Source organism: Ruegeria sp. HKCCSP346 (assembly GCF_017872595.1).
Taxonomy (GTDB): Bacteria; Pseudomonadota; Alphaproteobacteria; order Rhodobacterales; family Rhodobacteraceae; genus Ruegeria.
The window spans coordinates 181,293-202,582 of record NZ_JAEDOT010000003.1 but is presented as its reverse complement, the minus strand read 5'-3'; the positions used below and the strand labels follow the sequence as shown (position 1 = coordinate 202,582).

The 21,290-nt window shown below is 57.3% G+C and carries 15 protein-coding genes and 1 pseudogene; 10 read left to right on the top strand and 6 right to left on the bottom strand.

Features of this window, described 5'->3' with window-relative positions:
- Nucleotides 1-17 precede the first annotated feature (17 nt).
- On the bottom strand, nucleotides 18-836 hold the full coding sequence (locus I9185_RS12140; RefSeq protein WP_210093185.1) for a sulfotransferase family protein: 819 nt from the start codon (nucleotides 834-836) through the stop codon (nucleotides 18-20).
- A 143-nt stretch (nucleotides 837-979) separates the two neighbouring features.
- Here I9185_RS12140 and I9185_RS12135 point away from each other — a divergent pair, with 143 nt between their 5' ends.
- A complete protein-coding gene (locus tag I9185_RS12135) occupies nucleotides 980-2,557 on the top strand; it encodes a DUF5928 domain-containing protein (RefSeq protein ID WP_210093184.1) in 1,578 nt (525 codons plus the stop codon).
- Nucleotides 2,558-2,888: 331 nt separating this feature from the next.
- On the top strand, nucleotides 2,889-6,488 hold the full coding sequence (locus tag I9185_RS12130; protein ID WP_210093183.1) for a flavoprotein: 3,600 nt from the start codon (nucleotides 2,889-2,891) through the stop codon (nucleotides 6,486-6,488).
- Here I9185_RS12130 and I9185_RS12125 read toward each other — a convergent pair.
- The 3 genes from I9185_RS12125 to I9185_RS12115 form a co-directional block, all read right to left on the bottom strand.
- On the bottom strand, nucleotides 6,485-7,648 hold the full coding sequence (locus I9185_RS12125; RefSeq protein WP_210093182.1) for a hypothetical protein: 1,164 nt from the start codon (nucleotides 7,646-7,648) through the stop codon (nucleotides 6,485-6,487). The two genes, I9185_RS12130 and I9185_RS12125, sit on opposite strands and share 4 nt — an antisense overlap.
- A gap of 20 nt (nucleotides 7,649-7,668) precedes the next feature.
- Nucleotides 7,669-10,944, bottom strand: a complete 3,276-nt coding sequence (locus I9185_RS12120) for an adenylate/guanylate cyclase domain-containing protein (protein WP_210093181.1) — start codon at nucleotides 10,942-10,944, stop codon at nucleotides 7,669-7,671.
- 116 nt (nucleotides 10,945-11,060) lie between these two features.
- Complete coding sequence (locus tag I9185_RS12115; protein ID WP_171635540.1) at nucleotides 11,061-11,945, bottom strand: LysR family transcriptional regulator; 885 nt, start codon at nucleotides 11,943-11,945, stop codon at nucleotides 11,061-11,063.
- A gap of 103 nt (nucleotides 11,946-12,048) precedes the next feature.
- Between I9185_RS12115 and I9185_RS12110 the strand changes: the two genes are divergently transcribed.
- The 6 genes and pseudogenes from I9185_RS12110 to I9185_RS20445 form a co-directional block, all read left to right on the top strand.
- Nucleotides 12,049-13,491, top strand: coding sequence for an aldehyde dehydrogenase family protein (locus tag I9185_RS12110; RefSeq protein WP_171635538.1), 1,443 nt, complete (start codon nucleotides 12,049-12,051; stop codon nucleotides 13,489-13,491).
- A complete protein-coding gene (locus I9185_RS12105) occupies nucleotides 13,491-14,465 on the top strand; it encodes a membrane dipeptidase (protein ID WP_210093180.1) in 975 nt (324 codons plus the stop codon). The genes I9185_RS12110 and I9185_RS12105 overlap by 1 nt, the downstream gene beginning before the upstream one ends.
- 4 nt (nucleotides 14,466-14,469) lie before the next feature.
- Entirely contained in the window at nucleotides 14,470-16,158 is a 1,689-nt protein-coding gene (locus I9185_RS12100) for a hypothetical protein (protein ID WP_171635534.1), read from the top strand.
- Nucleotides 16,155-16,784, top strand: a complete 630-nt coding sequence (locus I9185_RS12095; RefSeq protein ID WP_210093179.1) for a DUF3726 domain-containing protein — start codon at nucleotides 16,155-16,157, stop codon at nucleotides 16,782-16,784. The genes I9185_RS12100 and I9185_RS12095 overlap by 4 nt, the downstream gene beginning before the upstream one ends.
- Nucleotides 16,785-16,795: 11 nt before the next feature.
- Nucleotides 16,796-17,812, top strand: coding sequence for an Ldh family oxidoreductase (locus I9185_RS12090; protein ID WP_210093178.1), 1,017 nt, complete (start codon nucleotides 16,796-16,798; stop codon nucleotides 17,810-17,812).
- A gap of 120 nt (nucleotides 17,813-17,932) precedes the next feature.
- A pseudogene (locus I9185_RS20445) lies at nucleotides 17,933-18,110 on the top strand (IS5/IS1182 family transposase); the annotation flags it as partial.
- Nucleotides 18,111-18,661: 551 nt separating this feature from the next.
- On the opposite strand, the gene I9185_RS12085 reads toward I9185_RS20445, so the two are convergent.
- Together I9185_RS12085 and I9185_RS12080 are read right to left on the bottom strand one after the other, a co-directional pair.
- Nucleotides 18,662-19,597 carry a mechanosensitive ion channel domain-containing protein gene (locus I9185_RS12085; RefSeq protein WP_210093177.1) on the bottom strand — a complete coding sequence of 312 codons (936 nt, stop codon included), beginning with the start codon at nucleotides 19,595-19,597 and terminating at the stop codon, nucleotides 18,662-18,664.
- Between the two features lie 55 nt (nucleotides 19,598-19,652).
- On the bottom strand, nucleotides 19,653-20,468 hold the full coding sequence (locus tag I9185_RS12080) for a response regulator (RefSeq protein WP_210093176.1): 816 nt from the start codon (nucleotides 20,466-20,468) through the stop codon (nucleotides 19,653-19,655).
- Between the two features lie 57 nt (nucleotides 20,469-20,525).
- Between I9185_RS12080 and I9185_RS12075 the strand changes: the two genes are divergently transcribed.
- Both I9185_RS12075 and I9185_RS12070 read left to right on the top strand, forming a co-directional pair.
- Nucleotides 20,526-20,750 (top strand): NepR family anti-sigma factor, encoded by a 225-nt coding sequence (locus I9185_RS12075; protein WP_245218085.1) that lies wholly within the window; start codon nucleotides 20,526-20,528, stop codon nucleotides 20,748-20,750.
- Nucleotides 20,743-21,288 carry an RNA polymerase sigma factor gene (locus I9185_RS12070; RefSeq protein ID WP_171635524.1) on the top strand — a complete coding sequence of 182 codons (546 nt, stop codon included), beginning with the start codon at nucleotides 20,743-20,745 and terminating at the stop codon, nucleotides 21,286-21,288. Before I9185_RS12075 ends, I9185_RS12070 begins: the two co-directional genes overlap by 8 nt.
- Nucleotides 21,289-21,290: the final 2 nt, after the last annotated feature.

Here is a 21,290-nt window from a genome sequence, read left to right as displayed (position 1 = left end):
GCGGGAGCACCCCACCGTCAGTCGCCCAATTTGGCGTGGATTTCATGCAGATCGATTTCACCGATCGGCATCTTGTTCGCCGGGTTTTCGAAGTCGTATTTGAACAGCTCGAAATCCTGCTTGTAGATCTCGTAGACCAGATGCATTGATAGATCGTCAAAGTAGTCCTCGACCGGATGCGCACGTTTTGGCCCATGCCCTTCGGATTCATTGAACCGTGGAATCTCGGACAGTTTGACCGGGTGCTTCAGCTCGACATTGTCCAGAACATCCTGCATCCCGTCATTGAACGCTTCTGTCCAGAATATCCGGTCATAGTGACCGCCGTTCACGATGAAAGTAGACACGTGGCCTGACATCGCAGACCAGTGAATGTCCGGGTCCATCGGGCGCCGCCACCGGATCGTATCACGCGCAAACAGCAGAAACCGGCGGAAGCTGGCGATCTGGTCAAACTCTCCCTTGCCGTCGTCGCCGCCCACTTCGATCCCGTAGTTATAGATCAGCGTCGGCACCAGATTGCCGCGGTATCTCTTGCCGTTGCGCTGAATGCCGCAGATCTTGTCAAAGAATGAGCTGAGGATGCGGGTGTAGGGATTGCGCACGCAAGTGAAAGAATAGGACGCGTGATTGCGCACATTGTTCGAGATCAGCTTCTGGCTCTGATCAAATGCCCATTTGTGCATGCCGTCCTTGGCATCATGGATATCACCGTCGAAGAACTGACCATGATCCGAGAAATACATGATCTGACCAATGGTCGAGCAAGCACATTTGGGCACCACGCGGTACACCATGCTTTCGCTCTCGGTCATCCAGGTACCGGGAAACCCCATCTGCTGTGCCTCCTGCGCTGGCCAGGTCTCGATGCGATACGCCAGCTTTTGGTAACAAAGAACCAAAATTATTCTGTTTATTCAATCGCTCATCCTCAGTATCACGGTTGAAATCAGGCAGAAACGGATATTGCGTAATCTCAATGGCAAAAGTCGCCTATATATTGCTGTGTCACAAGGACCCTGAAGCCATCATTGCACAGGCCGAACAACTGACCGCTGTCGGCGATTGCATGGCCATCCATTTTGACGCCAGCGCCAGCGCCAAAGCCTATGAGCGCATTCGTTCCGCACTGGATCAGAATCCCAATGTGACCTTTGCAAAAAAACGCGTCAGATGCGGCTGGGGAGAATGGTCGCTGGTCCGGGCCACGCTGAACGCCCTGGAAGCCGCCGTGGAAAATTTCCCCCGCGCCACACATTTCTACATGCTGTCGGGTGACTGCATGGCGATCAAAACCGCTGAATACACGCACCGTTACCTCGACGATAACGACAAGGATTTCATCGAAAGTCACGATTTCTTTGAAAGCAACTGGATCAAGACCGGCATGAAGGAAGACCGGCTGATCTATCGCCACTACTTTAACGAGCGCACGCAGTCCAAGCTGTTCTATGCCGCCTATGAATTGCAAAAGCGCCTCGGTCTGACGCGGGACATCCCCCAGGACATTCAGATGATGATCGGCAGCCAATGGTGGTGCCTGCGTCGCAGAACCGTCGAAATGATACTGGATTTCCTGCATCAGCGCCGGGATGTGATCCGTTTTTTTTCGACCACGTGGATTCCTGATGAAACCTTTTTTCAGACGCTGGTGCGTCACCTGATCCCAAAAAACGAGATTGAAAACCGAACGCCAACATTCCTGATGTTCTCGGACTATGGAATGCCGGTCACATTCTACAATGACCACTATGACATGTTGCTGGGCCAGGATTATCTGTTCGCACGCAAGATCAGCGCCGAGGCGCATGAGTTGAAGGCCCGGCTCGGCTCGCTCTATGCCAGTGAGGGCGTCGATTTCCCGATCTCGAACGAGGGGCGCAATCTGTACGCGTTTCTCACTGGTCGCGGGCGTATCGGCCGCCGGTTCGGACAACGCTTCTGGGAAGCCGGGAGCGTACTCGGCCCGGAACGGGAACTGTTCGTGATCGTCTGCAAGAAATGGCATGTCGCCAAACGTCTTGTCGATCAGATCGCATCTGAAACGGATATTCCTTGCGTTGAATACCTGTTCAACGAAGAAAATACGTTGCTGCCGGATCTGGGCGGGATCGACTCCACACTGACCAAGCGCTCTCGTCACCGGCGTGCCGTTCTGCGCCTGTTGTTCGACAGTTTCGGGTCGGATCAGCTGGTGCTGTGCCTTGACCCGGCCAATCTTGACGCGCTCGAGGATTTCTGCGGCGGCCAGGCCAAAACCCACGTGCTTGAGATCGAATGCGAATACTCGGACGACTATCTGATCGGCCACGCGCGTCGGGTCGGGCTGGCCGGAGACAACAGCCCAACGGAAACCGTTGCTTCCTTGCTGCCGACCCTTCGCAACGATCTGGGCTATGAATCCGAACGGATCCGCGCTGCCCGGCTGGACAATTACCTGCGCCTGCGGGAAACGGCCCCGCGCGCCGACAATGAAGCGGTTATTGCCAAGTTTCTTGGGGTTGGTGAAGACAAAGCCCAAGCCGTCATGCAGTTGGATTACCTTTTCCTCGACTGATCCCCAAAGCCCTTCACAGATTGTCTGCCCGAAGGCTGGCACCCGTGACCCGCGCAATCCAAATCGCGGATGGCAAGTGTTCCGCCATGCAAGGCAGCCGCTGCCGCTGCAACTGCACTCGTGATTTTTATTCAATTATCGGATACTGTGCAGCCAATTGGGCCATTTTGTTCATACTTTTTTCATCAGAAACACGGCCCTTGCCAGAAACAAACACTGAAAACAGGCAGGTCTTTTATTCTGAATGACCGTTGTCCGAGCTTCGAAGAACCAGAGGCGCTGGCGGACCGAAGATTGAAATATTGCAACGCAACTCCGGGGGGACACAGTTGTGACCATAGATCAAATTTCCAAATCCAGACCTTACACCCCAAGCGACGCAGACTGGAAGATGATATATGATGTCCTTCCGGGTAAGGCTCAGATCGCCGACCCAGCCGTCATCAACCCACAATTCGAATGTATCGAGGTGACCGGAAACGCGGTTCTGCCAGCGAACGGCATGTATATCGTGCTGCGTGGCGTGGTTCAGCTGCGCCAGAACGGAAATCCATTGGCCAGCGCGGATGTCGGTGATTACTTCTATGAAGAACACCTTCAGATCTCGGATATCCCTGTCAGCCTAGAAGCGCTTGCGCTGGATGGAACCCGGTTGGCGTATCTGTCCAGCCAGAACTGGCTTCAGATACCAGAGAGCGTCCGGCAACCCTGTTTTGCAACGATGTTTGGTGATCTGGTCAGCGTTCAGTTGCAGAATTTTCAGCAGCCGATCAATTGTTGCAGTGTCACGGCGGCCGCTCTCAGCATGTCGGCGCTGGGGTTCAGCTGCGAAGTGAATGACATCTTCCGCGAATGCGCATTGCCCTCGTCCTTTGTCGTGAACGACGGAATCTCGCTGGGCGAGCTTTTTGACGTCGCCTGCACCTACATTCACACGCAGGGGCTGCGCGAGAGGGTTCAGGTTCAGGCCTATTTCATGGACGCAGACACAACCAGTGTGCCGCTGCTGCTTGAGGCGATCGACGAATCCAACCGGCTGGGCGGTGACAACGACATTCTGGTCGCTAATTTCCAGGTCGGTCTTGCCCATGGCAACGAGACTATGCCCGGCGGCCATTTTGCCGTCATCGCCAAGTGCAACCCAAGCACGGGGCTGGTGCATATGATGGATGTGCACCCTGAGAAATACGGCAAGCTTTGGGTGACAACCGTCGAACGGTTGTGGCAAGCCATGTCGGATCGTGACGGAACCTCGATGCGGTCCCGCGGCCTTTTGCGGTTTTCAGCACGGGCCGCGGTCAAGACGCACCTGAAGACCTTCAAGCAGCGGTGCAATTACGTCGACAGCACACGTTATCTGGCGAAAGATCCCAAGAAACGCCGCAACCTGTTCCGCCGGGCAACGCCCAACATGAACTCGATCGGCGTTTTGGTGGAAAGCCTCGCCATTCACGGCGACTACAGGGTGGACGAGGACGAGTTGCTGCGGGCGGCCCAGGTGTCGTTCACGGATACTGTCCGCCGGGTCGCCACCGCCAAAGACATGCACGACATGGTCGAAAAGTATATCAGACAATCCGAGAACCTGCATCTGAGCAGTTCGTTCCAGAGCTTTGAGACCCGCGACGACAAATCAATCCAAACCCCCGAAGACTGGTTCAAGGCGCAATTGAAAAGCCTGACCCCCGACAGCAACCGTCACCTGATGATCAACATCGACTTCAATCGCGTCACCGGGATCGAGGCGATCCGCCCGCCGGACAACGTGTTCCGGGAAACTGCGTTGCTCGAAGAGTTCTGGTGCCTATGCATAGACTATGACGAGGATGAAGACGTTGTGACCATAGTCGATATGAGTCCGGCAACCTCGCAAGTCTGGCAAGCGCCGCGGGGCAACATTTTCCGCGGTCTGCGGGATCTCGAAGACCCTGCATTGCTGGTGATCGAAGAGGTCGAGCCGCCCGAAAACCCAAGCGATGTTGCCAGCATCATCAAGCACAATACGATGGTTCTGTTCTACGAGGACGAGGACCCGTGGTCCTATATGCTGCGCAGCATTCTTTCGAATATCGGGGCAACGACCGTCAAGCAGATCGACGTGGGCGGGCGCGATCCCAATATGATCAGGATGCGGCGGCAACTGGTGACGCTGGGCGAAAGACCGGACGTGCCGTATTTGTTTTTCAAAGGAAAATGCATCAGCAAAAGTGAAAAGTTGGAAGACATCGTAGACATGATCCAGGCCGGTGAATTGCAAGCCAGAATGCGCAGGGAAGGGCTGCCGGTATCCGAACTGAATGAAACCCCAAGCCTTGAGAAGAACCCGTTCGGCTATCCCAAGGGGGTGATGAATCAAGTAAACGCCGGAAAGCGAAACGTATTGCTTTGCGCCTGCGGGTCATCGGCGGCGGACAAGATCCCCGAGCTTGTCGAACGCATTGTCGACGCGGGGCATAACGTGAAACTGATCCCGTCTGTTTCGGCCGAGAAATTCTTTCGGGATTTCGGCGCCGAACGGATCGACGCCAAGATCACCCACAATGACTATTACCGCGACGATGACGAGTGGAATTTCCGCTATTTGAATTTCGACATGCCGGTGCGCGCCTCGCATCTGGCACTGTGTGACTGGGCAGATTGCGTCATCGTGGCCCCCATCACCTGCAACACGATGGGCAAGGTTGCCAATGGCATCGCCGACAATCTTTTGACCTCGGTCTTCGTGGCATGGCAATACCAGAAGAAACCCGTGATCCTCTGCCCCGCGTGCAATACGAATATGTGGAACAATATCACCACACAGAACAACGTCGACAAGCTTAAGACGCTTGGGGTCGATTTCGTCGGACCACGTGAAGGTCGCCTGTCGAACGGCCGGATGGGCATCGGCATGATGGCAACGCCGGACCAGATCATGGAAGCTTTGGCGGATGCGTTCGAGGAATTGGACGACCAGAAGTATCGCGTCTGCAAATGGGCGCGCGAGGCCGCTGCCGCCGATGACATCAACGAATGGAAGCGCGTGTTCCGCGCCATCGACGAAGGGGTTGTCGGGGTCAACATCGTGGACGAGGCCCATGGAGATTCACTGTTGCACTATGCAGCAGGCGGTGAAGGCGAACTGGGCGAAAGCGGCCATGATCTGGGCAAGCCGGATTATGAGGCCGCCCAGAACCTGATCGACAGGGGTATCGACGTCAACATTGTCAACGATCACGGATTCAGCGCATTGCATGTGGCGGTGATGAACAAGGCACCGAAGATGGTGGAAATCCTGCTGCGGGCCGAAGACATGGATGCGACCTCGTGCATCGAATTCGTTCAAAGCATGCAGATCGAACCGGAAATCCGTTCCATGCTGGACGCCTGGGCGCAAGATCACAACCTGAGGATGGCAGACCCCGAACAGGGGCGTGACGAAAGCTTCGTGGCGGTGAACGAACCCTCTTACCTGTATTTCACCTATGGATCACTGAAGCAGGGGTTCCCCAATCATGACGCACACAGCGCGGTCCTGAATGAATTCGTGGGAACGGCGCGCACCCGGCAACCAATGCCCCTGATCATCCCGAAGGAACCATTCTGCGACAATCCCAACTGTGGGTATCTGCATCGCATGGCAACCCTTGTGGATCAGCAGGGGATGGGCAAGCAAGTGGGTGGAGAGGTCTACCGTGTCACCGAATCCGGCCTCGGCGAACTGGACAGGCTGGAAGGGTATTACGGCCCCGGCTCACCCGAGAATGTCTATGTGCGCAAGAAAATCAACGTCGTCATCGAGGGTGCGATGAAACCCGCATATGCCTATGTGATCGCTGATCCGGAAAAATACCTGAAAAGCTGGCGCGAGGGTACATCCGAAGTGGTGAGCGATTACACGCTGGACATGGCGCAGGGCGAACCCAAACCCGGGTTTGAACCCGTGGCCTAACAATCCCGCGTGCTGATCGGTGGCGGTTCCGAGCTGTCCTTGATGCCGAGGTTATAGGCCGTGATCGCCACCATACACAGCAGCACGAAGGGCCAGAAACTGGCCTTTGGGATCAGGTTGTCTCGATAATGGATGATCCGCAGCGACGGCACCGCCTCTGAGGCGAACAGGTACGTATTGATCGAAACCGCCAACAGCATGAAGTACATAAGGAAAAAGAACGACTCCATGTAGATCACGGGCGATCCGGCGAATCCTTCGCGCAGTTGCACATGGGCCAGCAGGATCACGAAGAACAGAACCGAACAGGTGCCGATCACGCTGGACGTGCTGAAGTCATGCCGCTCGACCAACCCCTCGCGGCGCGTGACGGTCATGACCGCACCGAACAGCAGCATCACCACGACCAGCAACGGGATCATGTGAACGATGAACGCGTTTGCAAAATTGCGTTTGATGACGAAGTTGTAATGCAACTCGGGCGTGTTGGTCTGGTAAGCGTTCTGCCGGATGCCCAGCGTCGTATCCAGTTTCGACAGCTTGTAGTCGAAATAGGTGTTTTCTCGCTCCCACGTGCCCATCACGATCCGGTTGTCGATCCCGAAAATGTCATCCGATCCGGTCGCCGGATAAGCCTCGAAGTCAGGAACCAGCGCGATATTGACCTCGAAAGAAGCGGGCGAGAACCGCACCCAAACCGTTTTGTGATCGAAGGGATAACTGGTGTAGTCGAAGCTCTGGCGCAGGGTTTGTTCAAAATACCAACCAATCAAGACGCCGTCGGGTTGCGACAAGCGGTATGCCTCTTCAACAAGGCCGTTTGCCGTATCGACCGCTTCGGGCAGAAGAAACCCAACCTCACCTTCGGCAGGAAGGATCGCATCATGTTCCTTTGCTTTGTAGTGCTGCCAGATATAGCCGGTAAGCCGCACATCGCTGGCGCCCAGAAAGCTGAATGACTTTATGAAAATCCCCGTTCTCAAACGATAGTCCGGCGCCACGTCCAATCTGCACAGATACGCATCTACCGAAGCCTGATCGGGCAGCTGCGTCAGGTCTTCCTCGAAATGGTTCAGTTCGACCCAAAGCTTGAGCAACAAGGCGGCCAACCCAAGGGTCAGCAAGCCAGAGAAAAGCCAAACCTTTTTTTCGACGCTCATTCAGCCTCCTGCCTTGCCGCCTAACTGGTCAGAAAATCCGCGCGGCCCAGCAAGGATTGGGTAATGCCCATCGCGGCAAAATGCTCGGTCATACCGGCAAAACCGCTATGCTCTGACGGTGGAATATTCTGCCTTCCGCTCTCGGCCAACAGCCGTGTTTGACGAATGGACAGGTCCACCATCGGCAACGGCTCGTTCTTGGTGAACGCGGCAAGGCCATCCGCATATTCAAGTGCGGCATCCCAATCACCACGCGCCAGCATGACGGCGCTGGCATCGGGGAAAAAGTGCAGATGGCTGTGGCCAACACATCCCTCGGCGATGATCTCGGAACCCAGTTTCAAAAGGCGCGTTTGCTCATCCGGGTTCGTTTCGGCCATCGCCAGGGCTGACAGGGCCTTGGGTCCAACAAAGTTCCGGCCATGTTCAAGCGCGATTTCGACTGCTCGCAGACCGGTTTCACGTGCGCGCCCGACCTGGCCGGCATAAACCTGCGTTCTGGCCAAATGTTCCAACGCCTGCGCTTCAAGGCGTTTTGCGCCCACGCGCTCTGCGATTTCGGCAGAAACCCCAAAGGCTTCCAGCGCACGGTCGAGACTGCCCAGAAAGGTCTCGGCCACACCAAGGCATGTTTGCGCGACACATTCCGGAACGAAGGCGAAATAGGTCTGCGAGATTTCAATCGCCTCATTGGCATCTGCTCGGCCCTGCCCGACATCGCCAGTATAGCTGCGCGCCACGCTGAGATTGTGCAGATTGGCTGCAAGGTCCCGAACCAGCCCTTTTTCGCGTGCCCGTTCAGCGGCTTGGGTATAGAACCCCGCCGCCGTCTTCATCGAGGCTTTCATGAAATTGGCGTCGCCAAACCCACTCAGCGCCCCAACCTCAAGGCGCGGGGATTCCAGCTTGCGGGCAAGCGAGAGCGCCCGCTCGTTGGCCTTCAGCGCTTCTTTGTTCCGGCCCAGCGGGAAATAGACGTTGCCGCGCACATAGCTTATCTGGGCCTCATCTTCCTCGGACCCGCAGCGCTGTGCCGCTGCCTCGGCCGTGTCGAGCGCTTCCAGCGCGTCCTGATACAGGCTTGCTTGCCGCGCCGCCTGCGCAAGCCCGATATGGGCCCGGGCGATTTGTTCGTCTGTTTCAGCCAAACCGGCGGCGTCTTTGAACTCGTCCAAAGCTTCGTTTGACAACCCCTGCAACCGATGGGTTTCGCCCCGCGCGCACAGCAGGTCAAATCGGACACCCGCCGGGGACGGCAATTCCAAAGCACGCTCGATCAGCGGGCTGGCATCGTCGAATCGGAAGGCTTGTATCAATTTGTCGGCTGCTTCCAGATAGGCTTGCGCCGCGTTATTGGCCCCGGCCCGGTCCAGATGCTGGGCGCGCAAGGTTGCATCCTTGTCTTCGAACCACTGAGCCGCCTGCCGGTGCAGGCGGGCGCGCTCGGATTTGACCAGTGTTGCATAGGACCCGTCCCGGATCAGCGCGTGGGTAAACATGAAATCGGGCCCTGCCTCTCGGATCAACGCCGAGCGGATAAGGTTGCTGGTATCCAGATGCCCTTCACCCAGAATGAAATTCAGAACTTCGGGCGAGAACCGTTGACCCAAAACCGATGCGGCCTGAATGGCGGTTCGGCTGGCGCGATCCAGCGCGTCCAATCGCGACTGAACGATACCCTGAATACTGCCCGGCACAGTTTCCTGTTTGAGCACATCCGTGTTTCGCAGCAGCTGCTCCAGAAACAACGGATTTCCACCGGCGCGCTGGACGCAGGTTTCCAGCAAGTCGCGATCGATGGCCCGGAACTCTTCGACCAATTGCCTGACGTGCTCTTCTCCCATCGGTGCCAGTTCCAGTTTTGACACCAGCGCGCCATCCGTGGCCATCTGCCAGTTCCTGTCGATCGGATCGCCCTCGGCCCGGCTGGTCATCATCAACACACAGGGCGTGTTCCGCGTCACCGCGGCGATATGAGAACACGCCGCCAGGATGTCGGGCGTCGCCCAGTGGATGTCTTCAATCTGAATAAGCAGGGGCGATTCCCGACTGCTGGCGGAAAGCAGCTCCTCCAGCACCTGACGCCGCCCCCGCAGACGGGTCTTGTTGTCCATCACCGCATAGACCTCGGCCAGGCCCGGATCCTGCTCGAGTTCAAGCAAAGCATTGAGGTGCGCAGCGTTGGAAGGGCTGACCCAGCCCTTGGTAATGGCCTCTTTTGCAACGGCCGCCCCGGTTTCCGCCCCGTCCGACGCCTCAAGCCCCAGAATGCTGCGTGCAACGGTCTGAATGGCTGAATGACCTTCGCGCGCACCGAAATCCATCACAACGCCGTTGTGGATCGTGTAGGACAGGCTTGTCGCCAATTCCGCCACTTGCTCGGACAAATGGGTTTTTCCAATTCCGGGTTCGCCCAGAACGATGTGCACTTCACCTTTTCCATGGCGTTGGCATCGGTCGAATGTGGCCGAGAAAATCGACATCTCACGCTCGCGCCCGATGAATTTATGCCGTCTGGTCCGAATGTTCCTGGCCAGCCGGTCCAGACGCCAGACCTCAACCGGCTCGTTCAGCCCCTTGATCGCCTTGACCCCGATGGAGTCGCCCACGAACAACGGGCCCAGCGCGCGTTGAATGTCATGTGAGACCAGAGTCTCGCCGCCCCCTGAGATATCTGTCAGCCGAGACGCCAGATTCACCCCATCCCCTGTCACCGTATATTCCGTATGCGACTGGCTGCCTGTCGTACTGGCGATGACCTGACCCGAAGAGATACCGATATGACAGGACAGCGGCGGTGATAACGTCGGAAGAACCGCATGAATTTCAGCTGCCGCCCGTGCTGCCCTTTCCGTGTCATTGGTATGTGAGATCGGCGCTCCGAAAACGGCCATGACCGCATCACCGATATGCTTGTCGATGCGGCCGCCGTATTTTTCGACCACATTGTCCACTTTGCTGAAGAACTGGTTGAGCAGCGCGTGCAGATCCTCGGCATCCAGCTTGCTGGACATTTTCGTGAACCCGGTCAGGTCCGCAAACATCACCGTGACCTGCCGCCGCGCAGGTTCGTGCGGCGCTGCGGGTTCAGGCTCTGCGGCGATCTGCGCGGAATCAAGTTGCTCGATGGCACGCAAAAGCCGCCGACGATCGCCGACAGCGGTCACACCGATTTCGATCAGATCCTCGGCCGTCAAATCAGGCAGAATGGAAAAGTCGATCTTATTATCAATGAAGGCCTGCGCGTACTCGTTTAATCCATTTGCGCTCAACCAGCCCCTCAGATCTTGAGACATATCGCCCCTCTGAAGTCCCCCACTTCAAGCGAGAACCTAGCATGGCATCGGGCGTGAGTCTGCAAAAACCAAATTAATTTGTGATTTTGAGCAGGGTTAATCCCCTTTTTATGCATTCACAGGCTTGAATTTCCAAACCCACTCGACAGGACAAATGAACGACAGGCCTCCGAGATTTCTCGGAATCGCGACCTTTCCCGCACATAAAGATACACCTCGCGCCTGTCCGGCAAATCCGAAATCGGACGAAAGGCGACTGCGTCCGGGATGAACTGCGCGACGGTCTGCGGCAGGACCGTGATCCACTGGCCTGCCCTGACAGTCGTGATCAGGGAATGCGTGTTGTGGATGGTAACCTCGGCCCTGTCCAGAATTTCTCGGAAAGGCGCGGACTCGATAAAGTCACACAGGGCGTTTCGCACGAAAGGCTGAGCCACCAGATCGCAAATGGCTGGCGGTTCCGCCCGTGTCATCAGCGGATGATCGGACGCTGCAACCAAGCCGAAACGGTCCTGAAACAGCGGCTCTGCACTGACCCCGTTCAGCGGAAAATGGCCGGATGCTATGCCGATATCAGACGTATCCCCGGCGACCGCATCCAGAACCTGCTGCGAATCTCCGTCTCGCAGCTCGATCTTCAGGCCGGGAAAACGAGACGTCATATGGCCCAGCAGGGCAGGAAAGACCAGCGCCCCCACGGACGGCACGGATACGATCCGGATCAACCCGTGCTCGGCCTGTGCCGCCAGTTCAATATTCTGAACAGCCTGATCGAAATCCCGCACCTGTTTGAGCGCAAGGTCGAGAACTTGCTGACCGAGCGGAGTAAGGTGGTTTTTCCGTTCGCCTTCAAACAGTTTCTTGCCAAGATGCTCTTCGAATTGTTTCAACATCATTGAGACCGCGGATTGCGTGCGGCCCAAACGGCTGGCTGCCTCGGCAAGATTTCCGGTTTGGGCCACGGTGCAAAAGCACCGCAGCATCTCTATTTTCACGGCCATGCTTCAATCTTTCTGAAGTTTTCTAAAGTTATTTGAGTTTGACTGATGTCGTCAGCAAGTTCCATTCTTTCGCAAACTGAAATTTGCGAATTTGGGGCCTGACGTGACCAAACTGAATCTGATTGCCGGCGAATGGCTGGCTGGCGAAAGCGAAATCGAAAACCGCAACCCATCGGATCTGAGCGATCTGGTCGGCATGTTCACACAAGCCAGCGCCGACCAGCTTGAGGCGACCCTGGATCAGGCGCGCGTCGCGCAGGCCGAATGGGCCGCCTACGGGCTCGAGCGCAAACAGGCCGTCCTGAACGCCATCGGCAACGAGTTGATGGCCCGCGCCGAAGAGCTGGGTACTTTGCTGAGCCGTGAAGAAGGCAAGCCGCTGGCCGAGGGCAAGGGCGAGGTTTACCGCGCCGGTCAGTTCTTCACTTACTATGCGGCCGAATGCCTGCGACAGATCGGTGAGAACGCCGATTCCGTGCGCCCCGATATCGAGGTGGACGTGCGCCGCGAAGCTGTTGGCGTGGTTGCCATCATCAGCCCGTGGAACTTCCCCACTGCAACCGCCTCGTGGAAGATTGCCCCGGCGCTGTGCTATGGCAACGCGGTTGTATGGAAGCCCGCCAACATCACCCCTGCCTCGGCCGTGGCCCTAACCGAAATCATCGAACGGCAGGACATCCCGAAAGGTCTGTTCAGCCTGGTGATGGGCTCGGGCCGTTCCATCGGTCAGCGGCTGGTGGAAAGCCCCAAGGTCAATGCGATTTCCTTCACCGGGTCTGTGCCCGTAGGCAAAGGCATCGCCGCCGCCGCGATCCAGAACCTGACCAAGGTGCAGATGGAAATGGGGTCCAAAAACGCGCTGGCCGTGATGGACGACGCCGATCTGGATCTGGCGGTAACTCTGGCGCTGGGCGGGGCATTCGGCGGCACCGGTCAGAAGTGCACGGCTTCGTCGCGTCTGGTGGTTCACGCGGGCATCCATGATGCCTTTGTCGAGAAACTGGTTGCCGGTGCGCAGGCAATGAAAGTGGGTCACGCGCTGGAAGCGGGCGTGCAGATGGGCCCCGTCGTCAGCCAGCAGCAGTTGAATGAAAACCTCGCCTATGTCGAACTGGGCAAATCCGAAGGGGCCGAGCTGGCCTGTGGCGGTCAGCGCCTGGAGATGCCCCATGACGGGTTCTACATGTCGCCGGGCGTGTTCCTGAACACCACCAACGACATGCGCATCAACCGCGAAGAAATGTTTGCGCCCCTGACCAGCGTCATCAAGGTCGGCAGCTATGACGAGGCGCTAAGCGTTGTGAACAACACCAATTTCGGCCTGACCTCGGGCATCGTGACCAAATCGCTGGCCCGCGCCACCCATTTCCGCCGCAACGCGCGCACCGGCGTGGTGACGGTGAACCTGCCCACCGCGGGCACCGATTACCACGTGCCTTTCGGTGGCCGCGGCGACAGCTCGTACGGACCCCGCGAACAGGGAAAGGCGGCGGCTGAATTCTACACGACCGTCAAAACCGCCTATATCAGCGCAGGCCCCGTCTGATGCGGATCGATGGCCTGCAATATGCCAACTGGTCGGAAAAGATCTTTCGCCAGTTGCGCGAAGGGGGCGTGGATGCGATCCACGTCACCATCGCGTATCATGAGAATTTCCGCGAAACGGTACTGAATTTCGAGAAATGGAACCGCTGGTTTGAGCAATACCCGGATCTGATCATGAAAGGCCGGTGGGCCAGCGATATCGACACGGCCCGTAATACGGACCGAACCGCCGTGTTTTTCGGGTTTCAGAACCCGTCGCCCATTGAAGACGATATCGGGCTGGTCGAAATCCTGCACGATCTGGGCGCGCGGTTCATGCAACTGACCTACAACAACCAATCCCTGCTGGCGACAGGTTGCTACGAGGCCGAAGACACCGGCATCACCCGCATGGGCAAGCAGGTCATCAAAGAGATGAACCGCGTGGGCCTTGTGGTAGACATGAGCCATTCGGCAGACCGTTCCACGATCGAGGCGGCTGAAATCTCGGACCGGCCCATCGCGATTACACACGCCAATCCGCACGAATGGTCCCCGGCCCTGCGCAACAAGCGGGATGACGTCATCCGTGCGGTAACGGAAAAAGGTGGGATGCTGGGCTTTTCGGTCTACCCTCACCATCTGAAAAACAAGTCCGATTGCACGCTGGAAAGCTTTTGCGAAATGATCGCACGCACTGCTGACAAACACGGGGCCGAACATCTGGGGATTGGCACTGACTTGTGTCAGGATCAGCCCGACAGCGTCGTGGAATGGATGCGTGTGGGGCGTTGGACAAAAGAGATTGACTATGGCGAAGGCTCGGCCTCGGCTCCGGGATTCCCACCGATGCCGGGTTGGTTTCAGGACAACCGAGACTTTGGCAACATCGAAGATGGGTTACGCGCGACCGGCCTGAACGATGACGAAGTGGCCGGGATCATGGGCGGGAACTGGTATCGGTTCTTTGCCGAGAACTTCGTCCCACAAAGGTAACCAAATGGAACCACACGCGCAGACAGAGATCGCCAGACGTGACCCATCCACGGTCATGCGGCTGTCACGTTTGGGATCGTTGCACCAATGTCGGCTCAGCTTTATGCGGCAGCTGACGCGTCGCATGGCCGAGGAAAACTGGAGCTTTTCGCGCCCCGCGTTCGAAATTGACAACAAGGGTGTGGGCCATGCGGTCTATACTGCGCAAGGCCCCGATCGGGCTTATTCGCTGGTCGCTTTTGCCCATGACCTGCCACCCGATCAACGATCGGACCGGGTGATTGCCGAGGCCTGGGATGCCACCTTTACCTTGTTTGACGGCATTCCAACGTCAGAGGATATCGACCGTCTGTCGCAGAATGTTCCGTTGCAAGAAGCCGGACGCGTCAGCGAAGCCGAACTGTCCCTGTCGCGGGCGAACCGTTCCGTGCGGCTTTGGGCTCATGTGGTGGATCAGCTTGCTGCGGGGCGGCAACCCGACCTCGAACAGATCTACAAGGTCGGCTATCTGATGCGGACCACGGCCGTTTATGGTTCGGGCAAATTCGGCGCGGCGGACCGCGAAAAGACAGCCGGCCGGGCCGAAGTCAGCGGTCCGTTCCAGATCGAGATGCTGTCGGTCTATCTGACCCGCGCCTTTGTGCGCGATCTGGTGCAGCACATGGCGCGGGTCAAAGGCCAAGACCAGACCGCAGAGCTTGATCCGGACATCGCGCGCTGGCTGGGCATCGGGAATTCGACCGGCCTGGGCATGGCGCCGTTCATCGTCAATCACCCGGTGCTGTTCAACAACTGGATCATGGTGCGCGAGGAGGCGATCTCGCGCGTTCGGTCCATTGATGCGGCTTCGGAAGATGAAGCACGTGTCTTTTGCGATGTCTTTGCACGCTGCAAACAGTCAATCGCCTGGTGGCGATCTGAACACCCGGTGCAGATGGAAAAGCTGGCGGCGCTGAATTCGGATCTGCAAGAAATCGAGAAATACCTGGCCAAGGATGATCTGACACAGGATCACCCCTGGAACCGACTGATCCTTTGGTCCGAAGCCGCGCTGACCGAAGAAGGTCAGGAGCTGCTGGCCTCTTTGATCCTTGAACCTTACGGCGCGCTTGTTGACGGGCTTGCGAGCTGCATGGCAGACACCGACGCCTCTGCACAGGTGATTGATGGGACCATGCCGGTATCAGCGGTGCGCGCTTTGATCCGGAACAGTTTTGACTGGGCTTTGAACCTTGATTGGGCCGCCGCCGAAAACTGCGCGCGGGCCTGGTACGTATCCGAAGAAAAGCTGGAACCCCGGCTGGGCGAGCGGTTCGAGGAGCCGATCTCGGATTATGAACAACCTCTTGCACCGGCGCGGGATGCAACCTTGGCTTTCGAAGCGTTGCAGAACTGGCCTGATGACGCTCCGATAGCAGAGTTTCTGTTGCGCCATCCGGAACACCGCCACAGCGTGCGCCGCGCGCAAATCAGCCGTATCGCTCCCTACGGTGAAATTCGAGACAACACGATCAGCGCGCAGGTGATGCCCATTGATATGCTGCGCGCCAAACTGTCCTTCTTTGGGGCGACGCATTTCGACCCGCGTTCGGATCGGTGGGTGCGTATCTGCATGTATGCGGGCGCGCCCTACCCGGAAGAGCTGAACACCGCGAATGCCGATCTTTGGGTTTATCCGGAGGTTGTGCAATGACCTTCTCGTTGAACGAAGTGGAAGCCACCGCCAAACGCGCAACCCGTGGGGCTGGATATGCCTGGGGTGTGGCGGAGGAGGCCGCGAAAGCAACCCGATGGCTGTGCGTCCAGGGGTTTGACGGGCCTGCGATCCTGTCCCAGTTGCTTGAGCTAGAATTTGCGCCGCACCTGGAACATCACATCCCAGAGGCCCGGGACGGCATGTGGGCCGGCGCCCGGGATCTGTGCCCCCTTATGACCGGATCGGCGCTATCAGATTGCCCGGACGCCCTGTCGCAAGGCAAAGTTCTGATTTCCAATGTTGCCGCACCTCTTCTGTTGCTGCCCTTTGTCGCCACCATGGCGAAAAAGCGGAAATCGACTGTGGAAATCACTTTGGACGGGGTTTCCGCGACCACTGATGGTGTTCATCTCAGCTGTGAAGATTTCGGAATGGACAAGGCAAACCGCGTAGGGATAACCGAAACCGGCCGCAACAGACCCACCCGTTCCTTGCACAGCCGCGCTGACCCGGATCCGGGGGCGTGGCAATTCCTCAACACTGTGGCGCATCGCACCTATGCCCCCGCAACTGAAGAATCCCGGCTGCTTGGCGCTGGTGCAGGCTTGTCAGACAACGATTGAAGGACCACCCGATGACCGAAACCAGAACCCTCTCGCTTGCCGAAATCGAAGAGCTGTCATTCAATGCGCTGGTTGCCGCCGGCACAAGCGAAGAAAACGCACGCCCTCTGGCTGTTGCCACAGCCGCGACCGAAGCGGACGGCGTGGCCAGCCATGGGCTGGCGTATATCCCGATCTATTGCGAGCATGTTCAATGCGGCAAGGTGGACGGTCACGCAAAACCGGCCCTTGAAACCCCGCGTCCGGGCCTCATCCGCGTCGATGCCAAAACCGGGTTTGCACATTCGGCCATCGATCTGGGTTTCGAGGCGCTGATCCCTGCGGCACGGGAACAGGGCATCGCCGCATTGGCGATTACAAACAGCTACAATTGCGGTGTGCTGGGCTATCATACGTATCGGCTGGCCCAGGCAGGGCTGGTCGGATTGGGGTTCACCAATGCGCCAGCATCCATCGCACCCTCGGGCGGATCGAAACCTGTTGTTGGGACCAATCCGTTCTCGATCGCTGCACCGGGTACGGATGGTCAACCCGCGCTGCTGATAGATCAAAGCGCCAGCACCATCGCCAAAAGCGAAGTGATGAAGCATGCAAGAGAAGGCAAGGCCATTCCTGTCGGATGGGCGCTGGACGCTGACGGCAACCCGACAACCGACCCTGACGTTGGTTTGAAAGGCAGCATGGCCCCCTCGGGCGGCTACAAGGGCGTGGGTGTTGCTTTACTGACCGAAGTCATGGCCGCTGCCCTTACCGGATCGACACTTGGGTTGAACGCATCGCCTTTTTCCGGAACGGCCGGTGGCCCCCCGAAGACAGGGCAGTTCTTCATTGCGATTGATCCCGTGGCGTCCTCTGCAGGTTTGTTTTCAAATGCCATGGCAACTCTGGTTGAGTCGATCAGATCTCAGGACGGCGCGCATCTGCCCGGTGATGGCCGCCGCAAGAGCCGGCTTTCGTCAAGCAAAGCGGGTGTCGCAGTGAACTCCGCAACCCTGTCAAAGATTGAAGCGATTTTGGGCTCCGGCTAGGCGACGACCTCACCTTCCATTGGGTGCAGTGACCAATTGGCGGCAATCCCCAAAACTGCGCTGGACAATTCAGTCAAAGGATTTGCCTGTCTCTGATTTACAGGCGCGTTGATAGGCAACGGGATATGCGCCTGTATCCCGGGCCGCAAAAAGCGCAAGTCGCGTGTGAAATCCGATATGCGGCGATCCGTGCCGCGCGAAAACGTTCGGCAGACTAAAAGACTGGCAGCGCGTTGAAACCCGACAAGACCGATGTCTCACGGTCTTTCTATCGGCTGTCGTGACGTGTTGGCGTTGAAACACAACTGGGCCAGACCCAAATCGCCGCTCGCTGCACGGCCCAAGAACCTGTGATTCTCGCAGCCATTCGCTGCGCATGCTGCCAAGGACAGCCAAAGCAGCGATTTAGCGGAGTATCCGGCACTTGGCGGTCGTTGCGCAAAAAAGTTGCAAAACGGTCCGTTTGATTGCCTGCAGCAAGCCACATTGCGGCTCTACTGCAGGCTCTGCCTCTCAACTTTCCAGGAAATCGGATATGACTGTAGCGGCCTGTTTCAGTTTCGGAGCAAAAAGGGGCGCACTCCAAAACCCGGTCAGTATTGAATGCTCATTGACAGGCTTTGCGACGAGAGTTCCTTCTCAACGACCCTGGTCTCGTCGATCACGCAAGTAGCAGTTTTTTCACCAGATACATCCAGTCTCACATAGTAAGTTCATGGCCATCCCATTTTGTTGTTTCAGTCGCTGCAATCATTGCAGCGTCCCAGCCGATGACCGCATCTCAATTGCTCAAAACGCTACATCTGTCCGATGAGCTCTGGCTTCAGACCCCAGGTTCAACAGTCAAGGTTATTCTGCCGCGATCGCCTTCTCTTGCCGTCTCTCGACGTCTTCGATCAGCAGCGTGCGGGTTGGGAACGGAATATTGATATCGGCTTCGTCCAGCGCCTCTTTGACTTTGCGCTTCATGTCCGCCTGGTATTGGAAGTAGTCCGAAGACTTGCACCACACGCGGACAAGAAAATCGACGCTGCTGCTGCCAAGATTGTTCACCTGGATGAACGGTTCGGGATCAGCCAGCGAACGGGCGTCCGACATGATCGTCTCGCGAATGACGCGCTCGGCCTCCGCCAATTTTACGCCGTATCCAACGCCGAACGTCCACTCGGCACGACGGGTCTCGTAGACGGAATAGTTCTTGATGGTGTTTCCCCACACCTCGGCGTTGGGAACGATAACCTTGACGTTCCCCATATCCGCAATTTCGGTGTAGTTCAGGGTGATATCTTTTACGGTTCCGAGCACGCCATTCACGTCAACGAAATCGCCGATCTTGAGCGGTCGGAACAGGATGATCATCACGCCGGCTGCAACGTTGGACAATGTGCCTTGCAGGGCAAGACCAATGGCCAAACCCGCGGCACCGATCAGCGCGATGATCGACGTCGTCTGCACCCCAAACGTATTCAGAATGAACAGCCCTGTAAACGCCAGGATCGTATAGCGCGCCAGATTGCCAAGAAAGTTGAAAAGCGTGTCGTCCAGACGTTCCGAGTTTTCACCGACGCCCCGGATCTTCCGGCCGACATATCTTGAAATCACAATCCCAAGAACCAATAGAATCAGCGCCGCGATCGCGTTCGCGACGAGGCCAAGAAGGGCCTCGAGCGTCAGCAGGTCGCTCAGCGATTTCCCGTCATACAGCTCGGTATTCAGAACTTGTGACAGTTTGGCCCAAACGGTGTTCGTCACGGTCTCTGCGGTCTGTGCAATCTCGTTTTCCATGGTGTTCCTCGTGTTTCATCGCCTGAGTTTTTTCTTGCAGCGCGGTCCTGCCGCGTCAGACCTCGATCACGGCGCTAGAGGCAAAGAACATGGCCTGGCTGACGGCCGATTTGACCTGTTCTTCGGTGTAGGGTTTGGAAATCAAAAAGGCCGGTTCGGGCCCTTTGCCCGTCAGTAGGCGCTCGGGGAAGGCGGTGATGAAAATGACGGGGCAATCGCCGTGCTGGGCAATGATGCGGTTCACGGCATCGATTCCGCTGGACTTGTCCGCCAGTTGAATGTCCGACAGGATCAGGTCGAACGGCTCGCGCTCGGCCAAGTCAATGGCGGCCGTCTCGGTGCGTGCGACCCCTGTGACCCGGTGGCCCAGGTCGGTCACCATCGTTTCAAGATCCATCGCGATGATTGCTTCGTCTTCGATGATCAAAATGCGCCCAGAAGTGTGGCGGGCCATTTCCTCGTAGGCGATATCGATCAGCTTCTGAGCCTCGGCGGGTTCTATCTGCATGATTGCGGCGATATCGCTGACCGAGAACTCTTCGACCGTGCGCAGCAGCAAGGCCTCGCGCGTATTGGGCGTCAGGCGTGCCAACTGGGCGTGAGCGCGCGATTGAATGTCAGAACTGCCGCCATCGGCGTCAACGGGCATTCCCGACGTTGACCAAATACCGTGAAAAACACGAAACAGCGCGACCCGCGGCGCGAGATCGGCTTCGAACTGGGCGGGATCTGCAAGGATCGCTTCAAGCGATGCAGCGGCGTAGGCGTCGCCACTGTCCTGTGAGCCGGTGAGGGCACGGGCATAACGGCGCAGAAACGGCAAGAGCGGGCCAATTTTATCTGCGACGGAAACTCCGGTCAGCTCGGTCATCTATGTTTTCCTCATTTTTTTCTCTAAACTCGGGAACCAAACGCATACTGGGGCGTTATGGTTCCAGCAAAAGTAAAAATTTTTGATGATGCCATGACAAAACCACAGCCAAGCCGAAGCCATCGGCAAGAAATAGAGCAAAGGATCGACGAGAACCTCAAGCGGGCTTTCGATGAGGTAGCCAACGAACCGGTTCCGGATCGATTCGTCGATCTTCTTGAAAAACTTCGCAATCAGACCAGTGTTCCCAAAAGCGGTGACACGGGAGGCTCGGATGGTTGATCCGCGAGAAGAGCTTGTCGAACATATTGGTGCGATGCGTGCCTTTGCGATCAGCCTGTGCCGAAACGGCGCCACTGCCGATGACATCGTGCAGGACGCATTGATCAAGGCATGGAGCAATATCGACTCGTTCCAGGAAGGCACCAATATGCGGGCGTGGTTGTTCACCATCGTCCGGAACACCTATTTTTCGTTGCACCGCAAGCGCAAGCGCGAAGTCGAGGATGTGGATGGCGCCATGGCCGAGAGCCTGTCGCAAAAGCCCGACCATGACGGACGGCTGGCGTTGAAGGATTTTGCGGTTGCATTTGACCAACTGACGGATGAACAGCGCGAAGCGTTGGTGCTGGTCGGTGCACAAGGGTTTTCCTATGAGGAAGCGGCCGAGATGTGTGGCGTCGCCCTTGGAACGATCAAAAGCCGGGTGAACCGGGCCCGCGCGCAACTGGCCGAACTGATGGGTTTGGAAGATGACGAACCCATCGAATTGACTGATGCGGTGACGGCGGCGATCGTTCAGACGCAACCGGCGGCCTGACG

Coding starts and splice junctions, on each gene's coding strand:
- I9185_RS12140 (WP_210093185.1), bottom strand. CDS start 836: ATGGGGTTTCCCGGTACCTGGATGACCGAGAGCGAAAGCATGGTGTAC.
- I9185_RS12135 (WP_210093184.1), top strand. CDS start 980: ATGGCAAAAGTCGCCTATATATTGCTGTGTCACAAGGACCCTGAAGCC.
- I9185_RS12125 (WP_210093182.1), bottom strand. CDS start 7,648: ATGAGCGTCGAAAAAAAGGTTTGGCTTTTCTCTGGCTTGCTGACCCTT.
- I9185_RS12120 (WP_210093181.1), bottom strand. CDS start 10,944: ATGTCTCAAGATCTGAGGGGCTGGTTGAGCGCAAATGGATTAAACGAG.
- I9185_RS12115 (WP_171635540.1), bottom strand. CDS start 11,945: ATGGCCGTGAAAATAGAGATGCTGCGGTGCTTTTGCACCGTGGCCCAA.
- I9185_RS12105 (WP_210093180.1), top strand. CDS start 13,491: ATGCGGATCGATGGCCTGCAATATGCCAACTGGTCGGAAAAGATCTTT.
- I9185_RS12100 (WP_171635534.1), top strand. CDS start 14,470: ATGGAACCACACGCGCAGACAGAGATCGCCAGACGTGACCCATCCACG.
- I9185_RS12095 (WP_210093179.1), top strand. CDS start 16,155: ATGACCTTCTCGTTGAACGAAGTGGAAGCCACCGCCAAACGCGCAACC.
- I9185_RS12090 (WP_210093178.1), top strand. CDS start 16,796: ATGACCGAAACCAGAACCCTCTCGCTTGCCGAAATCGAAGAGCTGTCA.
- I9185_RS12085 (WP_210093177.1), bottom strand. CDS start 19,597: ATGGAAAACGAGATTGCACAGACCGCAGAGACCGTGACGAACACCGTT.
- I9185_RS12080 (WP_210093176.1), bottom strand. CDS start 20,468: ATGACCGAGCTGACCGGAGTTTCCGTCGCAGATAAAATTGGCCCGCTC.
- I9185_RS12075 (WP_245218085.1), top strand. CDS start 20,526: ATGGTTCCAGCAAAAGTAAAAATTTTTGATGATGCCATGACAAAACCA.
- I9185_RS12070 (WP_171635524.1), top strand. CDS start 20,743: ATGGTTGATCCGCGAGAAGAGCTTGTCGAACATATTGGTGCGATGCGT.